This window comes from Kitasatospora sp. NPDC041988, assembly GCF_055588525.1.
Map to the genome: position 1 here is coordinate 482,650 of NZ_JBVJCO010000001.1, position 18,761 is coordinate 501,410.

Sequence of the window (18,761 nt, forward strand, 5' to 3'; positions counted from 1 at the left end):
CGGCAAGGGGTGATGGTTCGCTGCCCGTCTACTCACGTCCCTCCCTCCTGCTCCCCCCCCACACGGAGAACTGCGTTCTGCACAACACACACCCCCCGCTTTCGGCATGAGGCGCCCCGCGCGTGGGCGTGCGTGGACCGTCGGCGGATCGTGCGCGGCTCCCGGCAGGGTGGTCCCCGTGAGCGAGAACGGCTCGCTCCACCGGCCCCGGCGCCGGGCCCAGGTCGCCCCTGGGCGGCCCCGGCGCCGGGCCCTGACCGAAAGGACCGTCATGAAGGCCCTCGTCCACGACCCGCACGCCCCGCAGCAGTTGAGCCTCGGCGAAGCTCCGGACCCGGAGCCCGGGCCCGGGCAGGCGCTGGTCGAAGTCGCCGCGATCTCCTTCAACTTCGGCGAGATCGTCTACCGGTCCCCCCGGACCAGGCCCGGCCACGTCTCCGGATGGGACGCCGCCGGTGTCGTCGTCCGGCCGGCCGCCGACGGTTCGGGCCCGCCGGCCGGGGCGCGGGTGGTCACCTTCGGTTGGGGCGGGGCGTGGGCCCGGCTGCGCGCGGTGGACACCACCGAGCTGGCCGTCGTGCCCGACGGCGTCGACCTCGGCACGGCGAGCGCGCTCCCGGTGGCCGGCGTCACCGCACTCCAGGCGCTCCGCCGCCTGGGCCCGGTCCTCGGCCGCCGGGTGCTGGTCACCGGAGCCTCGGGCGGTGTGGGGCGCTTCGCCGTCCAACTCGCCGCCCTGGCAGGCGCGCACGTCATCGCCTCGGTCGGCGGCCCGGCCCGTGCGGAGGGCCTGTACGAGCTGGGCGCAGACGAGATCGTCCACGGCCCGGCCGAGCTGTCCGCGCCCGTGTACGGCGTGCTCGACAACGTCGGCGGCGGCCAACTGGCCGAGGCGTTCGGCCGCCTCGAACCCGACGGTGTCGTCCAGGCCATCGGGAAGGCCTCCGGCGAGCCGACCGTCATCGACTTCGAACAGGCTCGCATCGACAGTCCGCGGGGCCGCCTGGAGAACTTCAACGTGAGCACCCCCTTCGGGAACGACCTCGCCTACCTCCTCCACTTGGTGGAGACGGGCCGGCTCGACCCGCAGATCGGCTGGCGCGGCCCCTGGTCCCGGGCCCACGAGGCAGCCGACGCCCTCGTCGCCCGCCGGATCCGCGGCAAGGCCGTCCTGGACGTCACCCCGGCCGGGCCGTGAGCGCCGGCCGGCGGCGACCCCGCACAGTACGTCTCCCGGGGTCCCGGCGGGCCGAAGGTGGCCCTGGTTAGGATGAGGTGACTTGACGTCATGGATCGCGGGGAGAACTCATGTGGGACGATGCGGTGCTCGGCGGGCCGGGGCAGGCGGTGACGGGGAAGTGGCAGCCGCCGGCGGAGCTGAACACCGGGATCCCGCACCCCGCGCGGATGTACGACTACTACCTCGGCGGGAAGGACAACTTCCCGGCCGACCGGGAGGCCGCCGAGAAGGTCATCGCGGCCATGCCCGACGCCCGGCTCGGGGCGCGGATCAACCGTGAGTTCCTCGGGCGCGCGGTGGAGTTCGCGGTCGGCCAGGGGGTCCGCCAGTTCCTGGACATCGGCACCGGGATCCCGGCGGTGGGCAGCACCGGCGAGGTCGCCCACCGGGTGGCCCCGGACGCCCGGGTCGTGTACGTCGACAACGACCCGATCGTCCTCACCCACTCGCGCGCGCTGCTGGCCCACCACCCGGCCGGTCACACCACCGTCCTCCACGCCGACCTGCGGGATCCGCAGGCGATCCTCGGCGACCCGGGCCTGAAGGAGGCGCTCGACCTCTCCCGGCCGGTGGCCCTGATGCTGGTGGCGGTGCTGCACTTCGTCCGGGACGAGGAAGGCGCCGCCGAGACGGTGGCCCGGCTGCGGGACGCGCTGGCGCCGGGCAGCCTGCTGATCCTCTCGCACGGGACGCAGGACTTCATGTCGGCCGAGGCGGTCGCCGAGACGACGAGGGTCTACAGCCGGGCGAGCTCCCCGCTGGTCCTGCGGACCCGCCCCGAGGTGCAGGAGTTCTTCGGCGACTTCGAGCTGGTCGACCCGGGCCTGGTGCAGTTGCCACTGTGGCGGCCGCAGGCGGACCTGCCGCAGGGCTGGCAGCAGGCGGCCCCCGCCTACGCGGGAGTTGCCGTCAAGCGCTGACCGGCCGCCGGAAGCGCAGCCGACGGCAGCAACGGCCGACGAGACGAACGGCTGACGGCAGCAACGGCCGACAGAAGCAACGAAGGGGCCCGGCAGTGAGCCGGGCCCCTTCGTCTGCGGTACGCAGGTCAGTCCGTGCCGGACTCCATCGCGGCGCGGTCGAGCAGCTCGTCGGCACCGGAGACCTCGCCGCGGGAGGCGATGGCCTCGGCGCCGCCCTGCGGCATGGCGCCGATCAGCCCGGTCGCGGCCGCCTGGGCGGCACCGACGGCGGGGTTGGCGTCGCCGATCAGGCCGAGCCGGGCGTACTGCTCCAGCTTGGCGCGGGAGTCGGCGATGTCGAGGTTGCGCATGGTGAGCTGGCCGATCCGGTCGACCGGGCCGAACGCCGAGTCCTCGGTGCGCTCCATGGAGAGCTTGTCCGGGTGGTAGCTGAAGGCGGGGCCGGTGGTGTCGAGGATCGAGTAGTCCTCGCCGCGCCGCAGCCGCAGCGTCACCTCGCCGGTGACGGCGGCGCCGACCCAGCGCTGCAGCGACTCACGGATCATCAGGGCCTGCGGGTCCAGCCAGCGGCCCTCGTACATCAGCCGGCCGAGGCGCCGGCCCTCGTTGTGGTACTGGGCGAGGGTGTCCTCGTTGTGGATCGCGTTGACCAGGCGCTCGTAGGCGGCGTGCAGCAGGGCCATGCCGGGCGCCTCGTAGATGCCGCGGCTCTTCGCCTCGATGATCCGGTTCTCGATCTGGTCCGACATGCCCAGGCCGTGGCGGCCGCCGATGGCGTTGGCCTCCATCACCAGGTCGACCGGGGTGGCGAAGGTCTTGCCGTTGATCGTGACCGGGCGGCCCTGGTCGAAGCCGATCGTCACGTCCTCGGCGGCGATCTCGACGGACGGGTCCCAGAACCGCACGCCCATGATCGGGTCGACGGTCTCGACACCGGTGTTGAGGTGCTCCAGGGTCTTGGCCTCGTGGGTGGCGCCCCAGATGTTGGCGTCGGTGGAGTACGCCTTCTCCGTGCTGTCGCGGTAGGGCAGGTCGTGGGCGAGGAGCCACTCCGACATTTCCTTGCGGCCGCCGAGCTCGGTCACGAAGTCCGCGTCCAGCCAGGGCTTGTAGATGCGCAGGTGCGGGTTGGCGAGCAGGCCGTACCGGTAGAACCGCTCGATGTCGTTGCCCTTGAAGGTCGAGCCGTCGCCCCAGATCTGGACGTCGTCCTCGAGCATCGCCCGGACGAGGAGGGTGCCGGTGACGGCGCGGCCGAGCGGGGTGGTGTTGAAGTAGGCGCGCCCGCCGGAGCGGATGTGGAACGCGCCGCAGGTGAGCGCGGCCAGGCCCTCCTCGACCAGTGCCGCGCGGCAGTCGACCAGGCGCGCGATCTCGGCGCCGTAGGTCTGCGCACGGCCGGGGACCGACGCGATGTCGGGCTCGTCGTACTGGCCGATGTCGGCGGTGTAGGTGCAGGGGACGGCGCCCTTGTCGCGCATCCACGCGACCGCGACCGAGGTGTCGAGGCCGCCGGAGAAGGCGATGCCGACGCGCTCGCCGGCGGGAAGGGAGGTGAGGACCTTGGACATGGGAAGAGTATGCATGATCTCGCATGGTCATGCAAGAGGTGGGTATGCCTCCGAAATGCCGGGGCGGCAGGCCCGGCCGGTCCGGCGCCGTCGCGGCCACGGTCGGCCGGGCCGCGGGGCGGCAGGTCCGGACCCCGGCCCGGTCCCTCGTCGGCGGCCGGCCCGCGCCCGAGGAGGGCGGCGGGCGCTCAGACCGTCCACCGGATGCCGTGGAAGCCGGGGGAGAGGTCGAAGTCCGCGAGGTGCGCGAGGCGGCCGTCGATGAGCCGCAGCGCGGCCGTGTCCTTGTGCGGTGAGCGCGGGTCGAGCCGCCAGATCCGGTGGGCCCGCCGCACCCCCGCCTCGGGGGTGAAGCGCAGGGTCAGCTCGTAGTGCTGCCCGCCGGTGCGGAACCAGTGCCCGTAGTACCGCTCGGGCTCGGCGGACGTCATGACGTACTCGACGGCGAAGGTTTCGCCGCGCCCGAGCGCGCCGAAGACGAGCTCGGCGCCGATCAGCCCTGCCACCCGGTCGACGTGCACGCGGCCGAGCGTACAGTCGCGCCCCGCCTGGATCTCGGGGAGCGCGTCGCCGCCGACGTGGCTGAGCACCACGTGCCGGGTCACCCCGGGGCGGCGGGCCCGGACGACGGTCCGGGTGGCGCACGCCCAGCCCGTGCCCGTGACGGTGACGTCGTCCTGGACGGCGAGGACGTCGAGTTCGGGCTCGGCGGGCGCTTCCAGCCGGGCCCGCAGCCGGCTCGCCGGCAGTACGGGGGTGCCGGGGGAGGGGGCGAGCGGCCGGCGGCCCCGGTGTGCCGGCTCGTCCAGCAGGCCGGTGAGCGAACGGGCGGGCAGGTCCAGCAGGCCCTCCAGTGCGGCCACCGCGCGCCGGCTCTCCGGGCGCCCGGGCCGGCTCCGGCCGCGCTGCCAGTTGCTCAGTGTGGAGACGCTGACCGGGAGCCCGGCCGCGGCGAGCCGCTCGTGCAGCCGCTCCAGGCTGAGCCCGCGGGCCGTGATGGCCGAGCGCAGGGCGGTGTGGAACGGTCCGCCGCGCAGGGCTCGGTGGAGGTCGTCGATCGCTGATCCCCTGGTTACTCGCCGGTACTGGATTTTCAGTGCGGCCGCCCGTTCGTCCAGGCAGCGCGGCCGGCGGCCGCGCGCCGAGGTGTCCGGCGGCGACGCGAACGCTACCGCTCCCGTACGGCTCGCTCCACCATGTCCGCGACAACCGCCCCCACGGCAGAGGAGCAGTCCATGCGGAGCAGCAAGCCCGTGCCCAGAACCCGGGCCGTGCCGAGAACCCGGGCTGTGCCCGGAATCAAGGCCGTGCCGAGAAGCAGGCCGGTGGTCACGGCGGTGGTGGCCTTCGTGATCGCCCTCGCCGGCGCCGGCGCGGCCATGGGCGCCGGCGCGTCCGCCGCCCGTTCGGCCGCCTCCTCCTCCAGCGCCCGTTCCGCGGCCGCCGCAGCCACCGCGGTGCCGCAGCCCGACCACGTCGTCGTCGTCCTGTTCGAGAACAAGGACTACGCGAAGATCATCGGCAACCCGGCCGTCCCCTATCTCAACTCCCTTGCCCAGCAGGGCGCGAGCTTCACCCGCTCGTTCGGCGTCGACCACCCCAGCCAGGGCAACTACATCGCCCTGTTCTCCGGCTCCCAGCAAGGGGTCAAGGACGACTCCTGCCCGAAGAACTTCACCGGCAAGGCCAACCTCGGCAGCCAGCTCATCGGCGCCGGCCACACCTTCAAGGGCTACTCCGAGGGCCTGCCCTCCACCGGCTACACCGGCTGCAGCAGCAGCGACAAGAGTTACGTGCGCAAGCACAACCCCTGGGCCGACTTCGACAACGTCCCGGCCTCCGCCAGCGTGCCGTACAGCACCTTCCCCACCGACTACAGCCAGCTGCCGACCGTCTCCTTCGTCGTGCCCGACATGTGCAACGACATGCATGACTGCGAACCCGCCACCGGCGACACCTGGCTGCGCGACAACCTCGACGGGTACGCCCAGTGGGCCAAGACCCACAACAGCCTGCTGATCGTCACCTTCGACGAGGACAACTTCAGCTCGCTCAACCAGATCGCCACCGTCTTCGTCGGCGAGAAGGTCCGCCCCGGTGCCTCCTCCTCCCAACGGATCGACCACTACAACGTGCTGCGCACGATCGAGGACGCCTATGGCCTCGCCCCCATCGGCAGCGCGGCGACCGCCACCCCGGTCACCGACGTGTGGACCACCTCACCCACCCCGAGCCCGACCCCCACCGGCACGCCCACCCCGACTCCCACCACCCCCACGGGCGTCGTCAACGGCGGCTTCGAGTACGGCACCTTCAACGGCTGGACCCGCACCGGCACCACCGCCATCGCCGACGCCGCGCACTCCGGCGCCTACAGCGCCGCGGCAGGGGCCACCGGACCGACCGACGGCGACTCCGTCCTCACCCAGACCTTCACCGCCCCGCCCGGCATCACCAGGCTCACCGTCTGGTGGAAGGGCGACTGCCGGGACACCGTCGACTACGCCTGGGCCAGCGTCGTCGTCCGGCACAACACCAGTGGCACGACGGCCACCCCGCTGCCCAGGACCTGCATCGCGAACGGCGGCTGGCAGCAGGTCACCGACACGCTCACCCCCGGCCACTCCTACACCGTGCAGTTGGTCAACCACGACGACAACTACCCGGGTGACCCCAGCATCACCTGGTTCGACGATCTCACGCTGAGCTGATGTACCTCGCCCACGTACGGGCCGGGGCCCCTGCCACGGGGGCCCCGGCCCGGCAGATCCTCGCCGGCAACGTCCTCGCCCTCGGCCTGGTCAGCCTGGTCACCGACATCTCCGCCGAGATGGTCGGCTCCGTCCTGCCCGCCTACCTCGTCCTCGGCCTCCACCTGAGCACCGGCCAGTACGGCCTGCTCGACGGGCTCTTCACCGGGTCGACCGCCCTCACCCGGCTCCTCGGCGGCTACGCGGCCGACCGGTACCGGCGCCGCAAACTCGTCGCCGGACTCGGCTACGGCCTCTCGGCGGCCGCCAAGGCCGGCCTGCTGCTGGTAGGCGCCGCGCCCGCCGCGATCAGCGCCGTCCTGGCCGCCGACCGCACCGGCAAAGGCCTGCGCACCGCACCCAGGGACGCCCTCATCACCCTGTCCGTACCCGCCGACCGGCTCGGCCGGGCCTTCGGCGCGCACCGGGCCATGGACAGCCTCGGCGCGTTCGCCGGGCCGCTCGTCGCGGTCGGCGTCCTCGCCCTGGCGGGCTCCAGCCGCTCCTACGACGCGGTGTTCCTCGTCAGCCTCTGCTTCGCCCTGCTGGGAGTCGTGCTGCTGGCGCTCTTCGTCCGCGACCACCGCGAGCCGCTCCGGCCGGGCCGGGTCCGGTTCGGCGCCGCGCTCGCACTGCTGCGCCACCGGCCGTTCCGCAGGCTGTGCACGGCGGCCGCACTGCTCGCCGCGACGACCGTCGGGGACGGCTTCGTCTACCTGATCCTCCAGCGCCGCGACGACCTGCCCCTGACCGCCTTCCCGCTCCTGGCCGTCGGCTCCGCCCTCGCCTACCTGGGGCTGGCCGCGCCGCTCGGACGGCTCGCCGACCGGGTCGGCCGGCGGCCGGTGGTCCTCGCCGGCTACGGCGCCGTCATCACCGTTCAGGTGCTCCTCGCCCTCGGCCCCGGCTCCCCGGCCCTCCTCGTCCCGCTGATCCTGCTCCTGCACGGCTCGTTCTACGCCGCCACCGACGGCGTGCTGATGGCCCTCGCCGGTCCGCTGCTCCCTCGCGACCTGCGCACCAGCGGACTCGCCCTCCTCCAGACCGGACAGGCCCTCGCCGGCCTCTGCTCCTCGATGCTGTTCGGCCTGGCCTGGCAGAGCTGGGGCACGGCCGCCGCCTGCCTCGGCGCCGCCGCCGCCCTCGCCACCGCCCTCGCCGCCTCCGCACCCCTGCTCGAAGGACGCTCATCGCCGTGAACTGGCGCATCCTCACCGCCCTGGCCGCCACCCTCCTGCTCACCGTCGTCGCCGTCGGCTACACCCTGCTGCGGGCCGCACCCGGCCCCGCCCCGGCCGGCCCCGCCCCCACCCTGGACGGCCCCGGCCTGCTGATCCGCGACACCGGCACCGGGCGCCTCGCCGTGCAGACGCCCGACGGTCGGCGGGTCCAGTCGGCCCTGCCCTGCGCCCGCGTGTACGCGGCAGCCGGGACCGGCGTCTGCCTGCGCGAGAGCCCCGGCTCCTTCCAGGTCACCGTCCTCGGCCGCGATCTGCGCGAGCAGAGCAGCCTCCCGCTGAACGGCGTGCCCAGCCGGGCCCGGGTCTCCGCCGGCGGACGCATGGTCTCCTGGACCGTCTTCGTCACCGGCGACTCCTACAACGGCGGCCGCTTCTCCACCCGCTCCGGCATCCTCGACACCCGCACCGACACCCTCGTCGGCAACCTGGAGAACTTCACGGTGGACGGCCACCAACCGGCCCCCGACGCCAACTTCTGGGGCGTCACCTTCACCGCCGACGACAACCGCTTCTACGCCACCATGTCCGCCGACGGCCACCGCTCCCTCGTGGCAGGAGACTTCGCAGCCCGCAGCCTGCACACCGTCAAGGACAACGTGGAATGCCCGTCGCTCGCCCCCGACGGCACCCGGCTGGCCTACAAGAGGCGCCTGCCCGACGGAAGTTGGCGCCTGACCGTGCTGCGCCTGGCCGACCTCGCCGAGCTCCCGGTCGCCGAGACCCGCAGCGTCGACGACCAACCGGCCTGGCTCGACGACACCACGCTCGCCTACGGCCTCCCCCACCCCGGGACGGGCGCGGACGTCTGGACCGTCCCGGCGGACGGCAGCGGCCGGCCGACCCTGCTCGCCCGCAACGCCGAATCCCCGGCCGCCCTCCGCTGAGCGCCTGCGCTCCACCCGGCTGCGCTGGCCCGGCCGTGGTTCACCCGTTCGCGCGCTCCGCCGGTCCGGGCCGCCGTCGGGCGCGCCCGGTGTCGACCCGGATCCGCCGAGGCGGCGGATCCGGGCGGTGCCGCGTCCGGCTAGGGTCGGGAGCCGACCGCCGGCCCGGGAGGACCCAGTATGACCAGCGAAGCAGCGCAGTTCGACGAGCTGGACCGCAGAATCGTCAACGCCCTGATCGACAACGCCAGGGCGAGCTTCGCGGAGATCGGCGCTTCGGTCGGCCTGTCGGCCAGCGCGGTCAAACGCCGGGTCGACCGGATGCGCAAGGACGGCGTGATCACCGGGTTCAGCGCCACCGTCAGACCGGCGGCCCTCGGCTGGCGCACCGAGGCGTACGTGGAGGTGTACTGCGACAGTGCCGCGCCGCCCAGGCGCCTCGCGGAGGTCGTGCGCGACTACCCGGAGATCACGGCCGCCATGACGGTGACCGGCGCCGCCGACGCGCTGCTGCACATCAGGGCCACCGACGTCGGGCACTTCGAGGAGGTGCTGGAACGCATCAGGAACGAGCCCTTCGTCCGCAAGACGATCAGCTCCCTGGTCCTCTCCCACCTGCTGCCGGAGAGCCCGGAGGCCGGCGTGGGCCGCCCGGGCGAGCGGGCCGCGCCCGGCCGCGCAACGAACGCGCGCTGACCTGCCCCCGAACGCAGCATTCGTGCGTACCTGAGCAGCGCAGACGCCTTGTCGCGCGGCTGCGTGGATTCCTACCGTTGAGGCAACCCGATCACCACCTCACCGGAAACGGAGGAACCCCTCCTGTCGGAGTTCCACAAGGCCGGCGGTGGTATCACGTGCTGCACCCAGGAGATCCGCCCATGACCGCCTCCACCGCCCCCGCCTCTCCCGCTATGGCCTCCCCCGGCCGCGCACCGCGCTCCTCGGCCGAGCTCATCCGGGCGGAGGAACCCGTCCTCGCGCACAACTACCACCCGCTGCCCGTGGTCGTCGCCCGCGCCGAAGGCGTCTGGGTCGAGGACGTCGAGGGCCGGCGCTACCTCGACCTGCTGGCCGGCTACTCGGCGCTCAACTTCGGCCACCGTCACCCGGTGCTGGTCGAGGCCGCGCACCGCCAGCTCGACCGGCTCACCCTGACCTCCCGGGCTTTCCACCACGACCGCCTCGCCGGCTTCGCCGAGGCGCTGGCCGGACTGACCGGCCTCGACATGGTCCTCCCGATGAACACCGGCGCCGAGGCGGTGGAGAGCGGCATCAAGATCGCCCGCAAGTGGGCGTACGACGTCAAGGGCGTGGCCCCGGACCGGGCGACGATCGTCGTCGCCGCCGAGAACTTCCACGGCCGCACGACCACCATCGTCGGCTTCTCCACCGACGACACCGCCCGCGCCGGGTTCGGCCCCTTCGCCCCGGGCTTTCGCATCGTCCCCTACAACGACCTCGCCGCACTCGAAGCGGCGATCGACGAGACGACGGCCGCCGTCCTGATCGAACCCATCCAGGGCGAGGCCGGTGTCGTGATCCCCGACGACGGCTACCTCACCGGCGTCCGTGAACTGACCCGGCGTGCGGGCTGCCTCTTCATCGCGGACGAGATCCAGTCCGGCCTCGGCCGGACCGGCCGCACCCTGGCCGTCGACCACGAATCCGTCGTGCCGGACGTCCTGCTCCTCGGCAAGGCGCTCGGCGGCGGCATCGTCCCCGTCTCCGCGGTGGTCGCCCGCCGCGAGGTCCTCGGCGTGCTGCACCCCGGCGAGCACGGCTCCACCTTCGGCGGGAACCCGCTGGCGGCCGCGGTCGGTTCGGCCGTGGTCGGGCTGCTGGCCACCGGCGAGTTCCAGCGCCGCGCGGCCGAGCTGGGCGAGGTCCTGCGCAGCGGCCTGGAGGCCCTGAACGGGAGGGGAGTGACCGGCTACCGGGCCCGCGGCCTGTGGGCCGGGGTGGACATCGACCCCGAGATCGGGACGGGCCGCCAGATCAGCGAGCGGCTCCTGGGCGAGGGCGTCCTGGTCAAGGACACCCATGGCGCCACCATCCGGCTCGCCCCGCCCCTGACGATCACGCGGGAGGAACTGGAAACAGCCCTCGCGGCCCTCGGCACGGTCCTCGGCCACCACGGGTAGGGGCACCGCAGAAGCCCGGCCGGGCCGGTCGCGAGCGGCCCGGCCGGGGGCGGCAGCTCTGCCGGGGCCGCACCGCAGCGTGCGCCGGGAGGGAACGCTCCTCGCGGCGCCTGCCCGTCACCTCCAGATGCCGGTGATGTCGGACGCCGTCACCGAGTGGCCGGCGTGCGCGGTGCCGAACATGGACTCGATGGTGTGCAGCACGTCGTAGTGGTCGTAGCGGGTGCCGCTCGTGCTCCCCGGAGCGACCGGCCGGCCGTGGAGCACGGTGGGGATGCGGTTGTCCGTGCCGTGCGAGTCGTCCTCGTCGAAGGTGACGATCAGCAGGCTGTCGTTCTGCTGCGCCCAGTCCGCGTAGCCGCCGAGCTTGTCCTTGAGCCAGCTGTCCCCGGTGGCCACCGGGCAGTCGTGCATGTCGTTGCAGAGATTCGGTATGACGAAGGAGACGTCCGGCAGCTGCCCGAAGTCCTGCGGGAAGCTCTCGAAGGTGTGCGCGGTGTCCGTGGGGACGTTGCCGAAGCCGAACCAGGGGTTGTGCTTCTGCGCGTACAGGCCGCTGCGGCAGGTGGTGTCGCCCTGGCCGGGCAGGTCCTCGTTGTAGCTGCCCCAGCTGTGGCCGGCGTCCGCGAGCTCCGTTGCGAGGTTGGCCGCGTTGCTGAAGCCGGGGGTGATGCAGTGGTCGTCGGTGACGCCCTGGGTGTCCCCGGAGAAGAGGGCGTAGTAGTTCGGCTGGCTGGGGTGGGTGACCGCGCGTGAGTCGGTGAGGACGGCGCCCCCACTCGCCAGGGAGTTGATGAAGGGGGCGTCGGGGTTGCCGATGATCTGCGACTCCTGGTGGTTCTCCAGGACCACGACCACCACATGGGCCGGGGCGGGGAAGGCCTCGGCGTGCGTGGCGGCGGCGCCGGCCGGTCCGCACGCCGTCCAGAGGCCGGCCGAGGCGACCAGGCCTAGGACCGCCGGGCACCTGGCGCCTCGACGGGGCTGTCGGCGGGTGCGGGGGTGCCGTGCGACAGCCCCGTCCGTGGTTGCGGGCTGTGACCGGGACATCTCGGCTCTCCTGCGGCTGGGACGCGAAGCCGCCGGCCGCGGCGCCGTCACTCCCTCCCCTCCAGCAGAACCCGGCGCTGTGGGCGCGGCAAACGCGGGGCGCCGACCGTTGGCGTGCCCGCCGGAGCGGCCTGCCGTGGGGGCTCCGGCGGACACGCGCCATGCCGCCGTCGGTCCGCCGTCCGGACCTTCGCCGTCCGTCCGCCGTCCGGACCTCCAGCGGTCACCCGGGGGAGTGGTTCGGCGCCGGTTCCCGAAGGGGCGAACCGTTCAGCGGGCGGGCCGTGCAGAAGGTGAGGCGGGAGCCCTGACGTCGTCACCGCTGCGACGGCCCGGCACGCCGCCGGCCCCGCCGGTGCGACGGTCCTTCTCACCCCCCTTCGAACGGAGCCCCGTGACCACCTCCCGACTGCTCCGGGCCGCCGGCGCCCTGCTCATCGCCGCTGCCCTCGGCGCCTGCTCCAGCAGCAACTCAGGAAGCGGCGGTGCGAGCTCGGGCACCGCGAGCACAAGTGCCGCAGGCACAGCCACCGCAAGCACGGCCACCGCGAGCTCAAGCACCGCGAGCACAGCCACCGCGAGCGCCACCACCGCGAGCGCGTCCGCCACCGGCACTCCGTCGCCGTCGGGCACGACCAGCAGCGGCGCCGTGCAGGTGACGATCAAGAACTTCCTGTTCGAGCCGGCCGACTTCACCGTGCGGCCCGGCGAAACGGTGACCGTCACCAACGAGGACTCCGCCTCCCATACCCTCACGGCGTCCGACAAGTCCTTCGACACCGGCACCATCGCCCCGGGCAAGTCGGCGACCTTCACCGCACCGGCCCACCCCGGCAGCCACCCCTACATCTGCACCATCCACCCGTTCATGCACGGCACCCTCACCGTCGGTTGACCCGCTCCACCGACCCGCCCCACCGATTCGCTCCACCGATCCCGGAGGTACCCGCCATGGCCGGCCCCGCCCCTGGCACCGCGCGCCGCGGACGAGCCGTCAACGCCGTCCTGCGCCTGCTCGCGGCGGCCGGGCTGGCCGTGGACGCCGCCGTGCACGCCCGCCTCGCCGGCCAGTACGACGCCGTCACCGCGGACATCAGCCAAGGGACCCTGTTCCGCGCCGAGGCAGCCGCGGCGAGTCTCGCGGTCGTCCTCGTCCTGCTCTGGCGTCATCGGGCCGGCGACGCCTTCGCCTGGCTCACCGCCGCCGCCGGGCTCGCCGCGATCCTCCTCTACCGCTACGTGGACGTCGGCGCCCACGGCCCGCTGCCAAACATGTACGAGCCGATCTGGTCCACCGACAAGACCACCGCCGCCTGGGCGCAGGCGGTCGCGGTGGCGGCCCTGACCGTCCTGCTGGTCCGGCCCGGCCGGCGGCACAGACCCCGGCACGCCAAGAGGCCCGCTCCGGGCAGACCGGCCTGACGCCCAGCCGCTGCCGGCCGGTCGGCGCGCCGGCACGGCCCGGACGGGCGAGTACCGTCGCCAAGCTGCCCCCGTCGGACGGATCCGACGGGGGCAGCGGGCTCCGGTCAGCCGGCCTGGGCCGCGGCCGGGGCGGCCGGGACCGGTTTGCCGAACACCGCGCAGATCACGGCGGTCTGAAGGGTCCTGCTCGCCTCGACGATCTTCGGGTCGGCGTCGAACTCGAACAGGGAGCTCCGTCGAGAAGAGGATGGTCGCGGGATGCATCGTCATGAGCCCGAGGCGGTCCAAGCCCTGGCCGCGAACCCGGACGGCGAGCGTGCCCCCGACGACTTCTACCGGCTCCCGCTCCCGACGGGGTGGGCGCGCACCGGCGCCCGCGGAGGGGAATCACCTGCTCGTACCCGGCGGATGTCAGAAAGCCGTCAAGGACGGACTCCTGCGCGTAGGCCACGCGTCAAGGCCGGCTGCGCTCGGCCCGCACCGGGGATCCACTGGAGCAGCGGGCCCGAACCGGTGGTCCGCTCGTACCCCGGAAGAGAGCGTCCACCATGAGCGAGACCCAGACCGCCACCGCCGTCGCCCCCGGCGCCCGGCCGCTGCGCAGCGTCGGGCAGAACGCCGTCCCGCCGCGGCGCCCCGGCCGGGCGCCGGTCCCCGCCCTCCGGCCGGAGCCGGGTGAGGACGAGCCCGCGGACGGGCCGTCCGCAGTCGGCGCCCAGCGGCTGCGCGGGCGGGCGGCGCACTGCCGGATCGCCATGGAGTACCTCGACTGACGCCGTCCGCTCTCCGCCGTCCGCTCTCCGCCGGCGCCGTCCGCGCCGTGCGCAGGTCGCCACCGACACGCCCCGACCTCCCCGGAGGAGTCCCACGCCATGACCAGGCCGTCCGCCACCTCGCTCGCCGTCCTTCCTCTGCCCGGCCGGTCGGCCGACACGGCCGACACCGCTCCGGGAGGCGCCCCCGGCGCCGAAGCCGCCGTCGGCAGCCCCTGGCCGGCCTCGGCACTCGCCGGCGCCGGCGGGGAGCTGCTGGTCGGCGGGGTCGGCCTCGCGGAGGCCGCCGACCGGTTCGGTACCCCGCTGTACGTCCTGGACGAGGCCGAGGTGCGGGCCCGATCCCGCGCCTACCGGCAGGCCCTGCCGCACGCCGAGGTGCTGTACGCCGCCAAGGCGTTCCTGTGCAGCGCGATGGCCGACTGGGTCGCCGAGGAGGGCCTGGGCCTGGATGTCTGCTCGTCCGGCGAGCTGTGGCTGGCCGCTTCGGCAGGCTTCCCGGCACACCGGATCGTGCTGCACGGCAACGCCAAGACCCCGGAGGAGCTGCGGCTCGCCCGCCGGCTGCGGGTCGGTCGGATCGTCATCGACGGCGCGGCGGAGATCGCCCGGCTGGCGGCGCTGGTGGCGGCGGACACGCCGCAGCGCGTGCTGGTCCGGGTACTGCCGGGGATCGCCGCCGGCCATCACGAGGCGGTGCGCACGGGCGTCGGCGGTCAGAAGTTCGGGTTCGCGATCGAGGGCGGGGACGCGGCCGACGCGGTCGCCCGCGTGCTGGCCCAGCCCGGGCTCGAACTGGTCGGCCTCCACTGCCACCTGGGCTCCCAGATCACCGAGGTCGAGCCCTACCTCGCCGCCGTGGACGCCGTGGTGCGGTTCCTGGCCGAACTGCGCGACCGCCACGGCGTCGAGCTGCCGGAGCTGGACCTCGGTGGCGGCCACGGCATCCGCTACCTGCCCGAGGACGGCGAACTCGACCTCGCGGACTTCGCCGGCCGGGTGACCACCCGCCTGGCAGCGCGTTGCGCGGAGGCCGGTCTCGCGCTGCCACGCCTCGTGGTCGAGCCGGGCCGCGCCATCGCCGGGCCGGCCGGGGTCGCCGTCTACCGCGTGCTGTCCGTGAAGCACACCGCCGACGGCCGCGTCTTCGCCGCGGTCGACGGCGGTATGAGCGACAACCCCCGACCCGCCCTCTACGGCTCGCCGTACACCGTCCGGCTGGTCGGCCGGCGCTCCGACGCCCCGCCGGCCCGGACGGACGTGGTCGGCCGGCACTGCGAGGCCGGCGACGTCCTGGTCCGGGACGCCCGCCTCCCGGCCGACCTGCGGGCCGGCGACCTGCTGGCCGTCCCGGCCGCCGGCGCCTACCAGCTGTCGATGGCCTCCGGCTACAACCTGGTCGGCCGCCCCGCCGTCCTCGCCGTCCGTGACGGCCGGGCGCGCCTGCTGATCCGCCGCGAGACGGTCGACGACTTCCGCACCCGCGAGGTCGGCCGCTGACCGGGCTGGTGTACGGCGCCCGGGGCAGCCTGGTGCGCGGCGCCCAGGGTGGGCGGATGTGCGGCGCCCGGGCGGGCTGGTCCACCGGGGCCGCTCCTCGTCGCCGTGTTCCGCGGGGATTCCGCCGTGCCCGGCGAAAGAGCCGGCCGGACCGGTCAGGAATCGAGAAGCGCAGGCCCCCGAGTGACTCGAAGCTGGTTAGATCGAGCCGGGCGACGCCGGCGGAGACCGGGAGGGCGGCGCTGCCCGGCAGCTGAAGGCGGCCCCGCGCAACAGATGGAGACACGATGAGCACGGCCCCGAGGACGACCACGCAGGCGCCCGAGCTGCACGTTGCGGACAGCCACGACCTGATCCGCGTGCACGGCGCGCGCGTGAACAACCTCAAGGACATCAGCATCGAGATCCCGAAGCGCCGGCTGACGGTGTTCACCGGTGTCTCCGGCTCGGGCAAGAGCTCACTGGTGTTCGGCACGATCGCCGCGGAGTCCCAGCGGCTGATCAACGAGACCTACAGTGCCTTCGTGCAGGGCTTCATGCCCACGCTGGCGCGGCCCGAGGTCGACGTCCTCGAAGGGCTGACGACCGCGATCCTCGTCGACCAGCAGCGGATGGGCGGCGACGCCCGCTCCACGGTCGGCACCGCCACCGACGCCAACGCGATGCTGCGCATCCTCTTCAGCCGCCTCGGGCAGCCGCACATCGGCTCGCCGCGGGCGTACTCCTTCAACATCCCCTCGGTCAGCGGGGCGGGCGCGATCACTCTCGAACGCGGCGGGAAGACCGTGAAGGAGCGGCGCAGCTTCAGCATCACCGGCGGCATGTGCCCGCGCTGCGAAGGCCGGGGATCGGTCACCGACATCGACCTCACCCAGCTCTACGACGACAGCAAGTCGCTCAACGAGGGCGCGCTCACGATCCCCGGTTACAGCATGGACGGCTGGTACGGCCGCATCTTCAGCGGCTGCGGCTTCTTCGACCCGGACAAGCCGATCAGCCGGTTCACCAAGAAGGAGCTGCACGACCTCCTCCACCGGGAGCCGACCAAGATCAAGGTCGACGGCATCAACCTGACGTACGAGGGGCTGATCCCGAAAATCCAGAAGTCGATGCTCTCCAAGGACATCGACGCGCTGCAGCCGCACATCCGCGCCTTCGTCGAGCGGGCGATGACGTTCACCGCCTGCCCCGACTGCGGTGGCACCCGGCTCAGCGAGGCGGCCCGCTCGTCGAAGATCGAGGGAATCAGCATCGCCGATGCCTGTGCGATGCAGATCAGCGACCTGGCCGCCTGGGTCCGCGCCCTCGACGACCCGTCGGTGGCGCCGCTGCTCACCACCCTGCAGCAGACCCTCGACTCGTTCGTGGAGATCGGCCTCGGCTACCTCTCGCTCGACCGGCCGTCGGGCACGCTGTCGGGCGGCGAGGCGCAGCGCGTCAAGATGATCCGCCACCTCGGCTCCTCGCTCACCGACACCACCTACGTCTTCGACGAGCCCACCACGGGCCTGCACCCCCACGACATCCAGCGGATGAACGGCCTGCTGCTGCGGCTGCGGGACAAGGGCAACACGGTGCTCGTCGTGGAGCACAAGCCGGAGACGATCGTGATCGCCGACCACGTCGTCGACCTCGGCCCCGGCGCCGGTTCGGCGGGCGGCACCGTCTGCTTCGAGGGCACCGTCGAGGGGCTGCGGACCGGCGGCACCATCACCGGCCGCCACTTCGACGACCGGGCCCGCGTCAAGGAGACGGTGCGCAAGCCCACCGGCGCACTGGAGATCCGCGGCGCGACGGCGAACAACCTGCGCGACGTCGACGTCGACATCCCGCTCGGGGTGCTCACGGTGGTCACCGGCGTCGCCGGCTCCGGCAAGAGCTCGCTCCTGCACGGGTCGCTGTCCCGGAAGCCGGGGACCGCCGGCGAGGGCGTGGTGTCGATCGACCAGGGCGCGATCCGCGGCTCGCGACGGAGCAATCCGGCGACGTACACCGGCCTGCTCGACCCGATCCGCAAGGCGTTCGCCAAGGCCAACGGCGTCAAGCCGGCGCTGTTCAGCGCCAACTCCGAGGGCGCCTGCCCCACCTGCAACGGCGTCGGCGTCGTCTACACCGACCTGGCGATGATGGCCGGCGTCGCCACCACCTGCGAGGACTGCGAGGGCAAGCGGTTCGAGGCATCGGTGCTCGACTACCACCTCGGCGGCCGCGACATCAGCGAGGTGCTCGCCATGTCGGTGACCGAGGCCGAGGAGTTCTTCGGCGACGGCGAGGCGCGCACACCGGCCGCGCACCGCATCCTCGCCCGGCTCGCCGACGTCGGACTCGGCTACCTCACCATCGGCCAGCCGCTCACCACCCTGTCCGGCGGCGAGCGGCAGCGGCTCAAGCTGGCCACCCACATGGCCGAGAAGGGCGGCGTCTACATCCTCGACGAGCCGACCACCGGCCTCCACCTCGCCGACGTCGAGCAGCTGCTCGGCCTGCTCGACCGGCTCGTCGACTCCGGCAAGTCGGTCATCGTCATCGAGCACCACCAGGCGGTCATGGCCCACGCCGACTGGATCATCGACCTCGGTCCCGGCGCCGGCCACGACGGCGGCCGGATCGTCTTCGAGGGCACCCCCGCCGACCTCGTCGCCGCCCGCTCCACTCTCACCGGCGAGCACCTCGCGGCCTACGTCGGCGCCTGACCGGGGCCCTCGCCGGCACCTGTGTCCTGCTCGGCCCGTGAGGGAGCGTGCTCCACCGGGTCGAGCAGGCATTCCCCTGCCGGACGGGTGCCGTCTGTGGCACGATCTCGAAGATGACCAGCAAACCCGACGAGCCGCAGCGCCTGAGCGATCTCGCACGGCTGCGCCGCGTCCGCGACCGCATCGACCGGGAGTACGCCCAGCCGCTCGACGTCGAGGCGCTCGCCCGCGGCGCGCACATGTCGGCCGGGCACCTCAGCCGCGCGTTCCGGCTCGCGTACGGCGAGTCGCCGTACGGCTACCTGATGACGCGTCGCATCGAGCGCGCGATGGCACTGCTGCGCCGTGGCGACCTGAGCGTCACCGAGGTCTGCTTCGCGGTCGGCTACGGGTCGCTGGGCACCTTCAGCACCCGCTTCACCGAACTGGTCGGCATGTCGCCCAGCACCTACCGTCGCGATGCGGCGCGCGCGACGGCGGGGATGCCGTCGTGCACGGCGAAACAGGTGACCAGACCGATCAGGAACCGCGAAACCCCGACCTCCGCCGACCTGCCCCAGTAGCACCGGC

General features: G+C 73.4%; 16 protein-coding genes. 13 read left to right on the forward strand and 3 right to left on the reverse strand.

The genetic code is table 11. The features are described from left to right. Positions 1-271: 271 nt before the first annotated feature. A complete protein-coding gene (locus ACZ6NC_RS02030; protein ID WP_465727956.1) occupies positions 272-1,198 on the forward strand; it encodes a zinc-binding dehydrogenase in 927 nt (308 codons plus the stop codon). A gap of 110 nt (positions 1,199-1,308) precedes the next feature. Then, a complete protein-coding gene (locus ACZ6NC_RS02035; protein ID WP_465727958.1) occupies positions 1,309-2,160 on the forward strand; it encodes an SAM-dependent methyltransferase in 852 nt (283 codons plus the stop codon). A 128-nt stretch (positions 2,161-2,288) separates the two neighbouring features. On the opposite strand, the gene argG is transcribed toward ACZ6NC_RS02035, so the two are convergent. Then, entirely contained in the window at positions 2,289-3,734 is a 1,446-nt protein-coding gene (gene argG, locus ACZ6NC_RS02040; RefSeq protein ID WP_396324930.1) for an argininosuccinate synthase, read from the reverse strand. A gap of 188 nt (positions 3,735-3,922) precedes the next feature. Continuing rightward, the gene (locus ACZ6NC_RS02045) at positions 3,923-4,597 is read right to left on the reverse strand and encodes a hypothetical protein (RefSeq protein ID WP_465727960.1); all 675 of its coding nucleotides are present in this window, start codon (positions 4,595-4,597) and stop codon (positions 3,923-3,925) included. Positions 4,598-5,041: 444 nt separating this feature from the next. Between ACZ6NC_RS02045 and ACZ6NC_RS02050 the strand changes: the two genes are divergently transcribed. The 5 genes from ACZ6NC_RS02050 (at position 5,042) to rocD (ending at position 10,750) form a co-directional block, all read left to right on the forward strand. After that, positions 5,042-6,445: an alkaline phosphatase family protein gene (locus ACZ6NC_RS02050; protein ID WP_465727962.1), complete on the forward strand. Its 1,404-nt coding sequence runs from the start codon at positions 5,042-5,044 to the stop codon at positions 6,443-6,445. After that, the gene (locus tag ACZ6NC_RS02055; protein WP_465727964.1) at positions 6,445-7,683 is read left to right on the forward strand and encodes an MFS transporter; all 1,239 of its coding nucleotides are present in this window, start codon (positions 6,445-6,447) and stop codon (positions 7,681-7,683) included. Before ACZ6NC_RS02050 ends, ACZ6NC_RS02055 begins: the two co-directional genes overlap by 1 nt. Continuing rightward, a complete protein-coding gene (locus ACZ6NC_RS02060; RefSeq protein WP_465727966.1) occupies positions 7,680-8,609 on the forward strand; it encodes a TolB-like translocation protein in 930 nt (309 codons plus the stop codon). The genes ACZ6NC_RS02055 and ACZ6NC_RS02060 overlap by 4 nt, the downstream gene beginning before the upstream one ends. 180 nt (positions 8,610-8,789) lie before the next feature. Beyond that, positions 8,790-9,305 carry an Lrp/AsnC family transcriptional regulator gene (locus tag ACZ6NC_RS02065; protein ID WP_465727968.1) on the forward strand — a complete coding sequence of 172 codons (516 nt, stop codon included), beginning with the start codon at positions 8,790-8,792 and terminating at the stop codon, positions 9,303-9,305. 182 nt (positions 9,306-9,487) lie between these two features. Next, the gene (gene rocD, locus ACZ6NC_RS02070; RefSeq protein WP_465727970.1) at positions 9,488-10,750 is read left to right on the forward strand and encodes an ornithine--oxo-acid transaminase; all 1,263 of its coding nucleotides are present in this window, start codon (positions 9,488-9,490) and stop codon (positions 10,748-10,750) included. 117 nt (positions 10,751-10,867) lie between these two features. On the opposite strand, the gene ACZ6NC_RS02075 is transcribed toward rocD, so the two are convergent. Continuing rightward, on the reverse strand, positions 10,868-11,800 hold the full coding sequence (locus ACZ6NC_RS02075) for an alkaline phosphatase family protein (RefSeq protein WP_465727972.1): 933 nt from the start codon (positions 11,798-11,800) through the stop codon (positions 10,868-10,870). Between the two features lie 394 nt (positions 11,801-12,194). On the opposite strand from ACZ6NC_RS02075, the gene ACZ6NC_RS02080 reads away from it, so the two are divergent. From ACZ6NC_RS02080 to ACZ6NC_RS02105, 6 genes are all read left to right on the forward strand, one after another. Next, the gene (locus ACZ6NC_RS02080; RefSeq protein ID WP_465727974.1) at positions 12,195-12,695 is read left to right on the forward strand and encodes a cupredoxin domain-containing protein; all 501 of its coding nucleotides are present in this window, start codon (positions 12,195-12,197) and stop codon (positions 12,693-12,695) included. Positions 12,696-12,751: 56 nt separating this feature from the next. After that, positions 12,752-13,222 (forward strand): hypothetical protein, encoded by a 471-nt coding sequence (locus tag ACZ6NC_RS02085; protein ID WP_465727976.1) that lies wholly within the window; start codon positions 12,752-12,754, stop codon positions 13,220-13,222. A 551-nt stretch (positions 13,223-13,773) separates the two neighbouring features. Next, entirely contained in the window at positions 13,774-13,998 is a 225-nt protein-coding gene (locus tag ACZ6NC_RS02090; RefSeq protein ID WP_465727978.1) for a hypothetical protein, read from the forward strand. A gap of 99 nt (positions 13,999-14,097) precedes the next feature. Further along, positions 14,098-15,498, forward strand: a complete 1,401-nt coding sequence (gene lysA / locus ACZ6NC_RS02095; protein WP_465727980.1) for a diaminopimelate decarboxylase — start codon at positions 14,098-14,100, stop codon at positions 15,496-15,498. 287 nt (positions 15,499-15,785) lie between these two features. Beyond that, positions 15,786-18,191, forward strand: coding sequence for an ATP-binding cassette domain-containing protein (locus ACZ6NC_RS02100; RefSeq protein ID WP_465727982.1), 2,406 nt, complete (start codon positions 15,786-15,788; stop codon positions 18,189-18,191). Between the two features lie 113 nt (positions 18,192-18,304). Beyond that, positions 18,305-18,754, forward strand: coding sequence for a helix-turn-helix transcriptional regulator (locus tag ACZ6NC_RS02105; protein WP_465727984.1), 450 nt, complete (start codon positions 18,305-18,307; stop codon positions 18,752-18,754). Positions 18,755-18,761: the final 7 nt, after the last annotated feature.

Bases quoted from the DNA above. Each gene is read 5' to 3' on its own strand.
- ACZ6NC_RS02090 (WP_465727978.1), top strand. From the start codon at position 13,774: ATGAGCGAGACCCAGACCGCCACCGCCGTCGCCCCCGGCGCCCGGCCG.
- lysA (WP_465727980.1), top strand. From the start codon at position 14,098: ATGACCAGGCCGTCCGCCACCTCGCTCGCCGTCCTTCCTCTGCCCGGC.
- argG (WP_396324930.1), bottom strand. From the start codon at position 3,734: ATGTCCAAGGTCCTCACCTCCCTTCCCGCCGGCGAGCGCGTCGGCATC.
- ACZ6NC_RS02035 (WP_465727958.1), top strand. From the start codon at position 1,309: ATGTGGGACGATGCGGTGCTCGGCGGGCCGGGGCAGGCGGTGACGGGG.
- ACZ6NC_RS02065 (WP_465727968.1), top strand. From the start codon at position 8,790: ATGACCAGCGAAGCAGCGCAGTTCGACGAGCTGGACCGCAGAATCGTC.
- ACZ6NC_RS02055 (WP_465727964.1), top strand. From the start codon at position 6,445: ATGTACCTCGCCCACGTACGGGCCGGGGCCCCTGCCACGGGGGCCCCG.
- ACZ6NC_RS02075 (WP_465727972.1), bottom strand. From the start codon at position 11,800: ATGTCCCGGTCACAGCCCGCAACCACGGACGGGGCTGTCGCACGGCAC.
- ACZ6NC_RS02105 (WP_465727984.1), top strand. From the start codon at position 18,305: ATGACCAGCAAACCCGACGAGCCGCAGCGCCTGAGCGATCTCGCACGG.
- rocD (WP_465727970.1), top strand. From the start codon at position 9,488: ATGACCGCCTCCACCGCCCCCGCCTCTCCCGCTATGGCCTCCCCCGGC.
- ACZ6NC_RS02085 (WP_465727976.1), top strand. From the start codon at position 12,752: ATGGCCGGCCCCGCCCCTGGCACCGCGCGCCGCGGACGAGCCGTCAAC.
- ACZ6NC_RS02100 (WP_465727982.1), top strand. From the start codon at position 15,786: ATGAGCACGGCCCCGAGGACGACCACGCAGGCGCCCGAGCTGCACGTT.
- ACZ6NC_RS02030 (WP_465727956.1), top strand. From the start codon at position 272: ATGAAGGCCCTCGTCCACGACCCGCACGCCCCGCAGCAGTTGAGCCTC.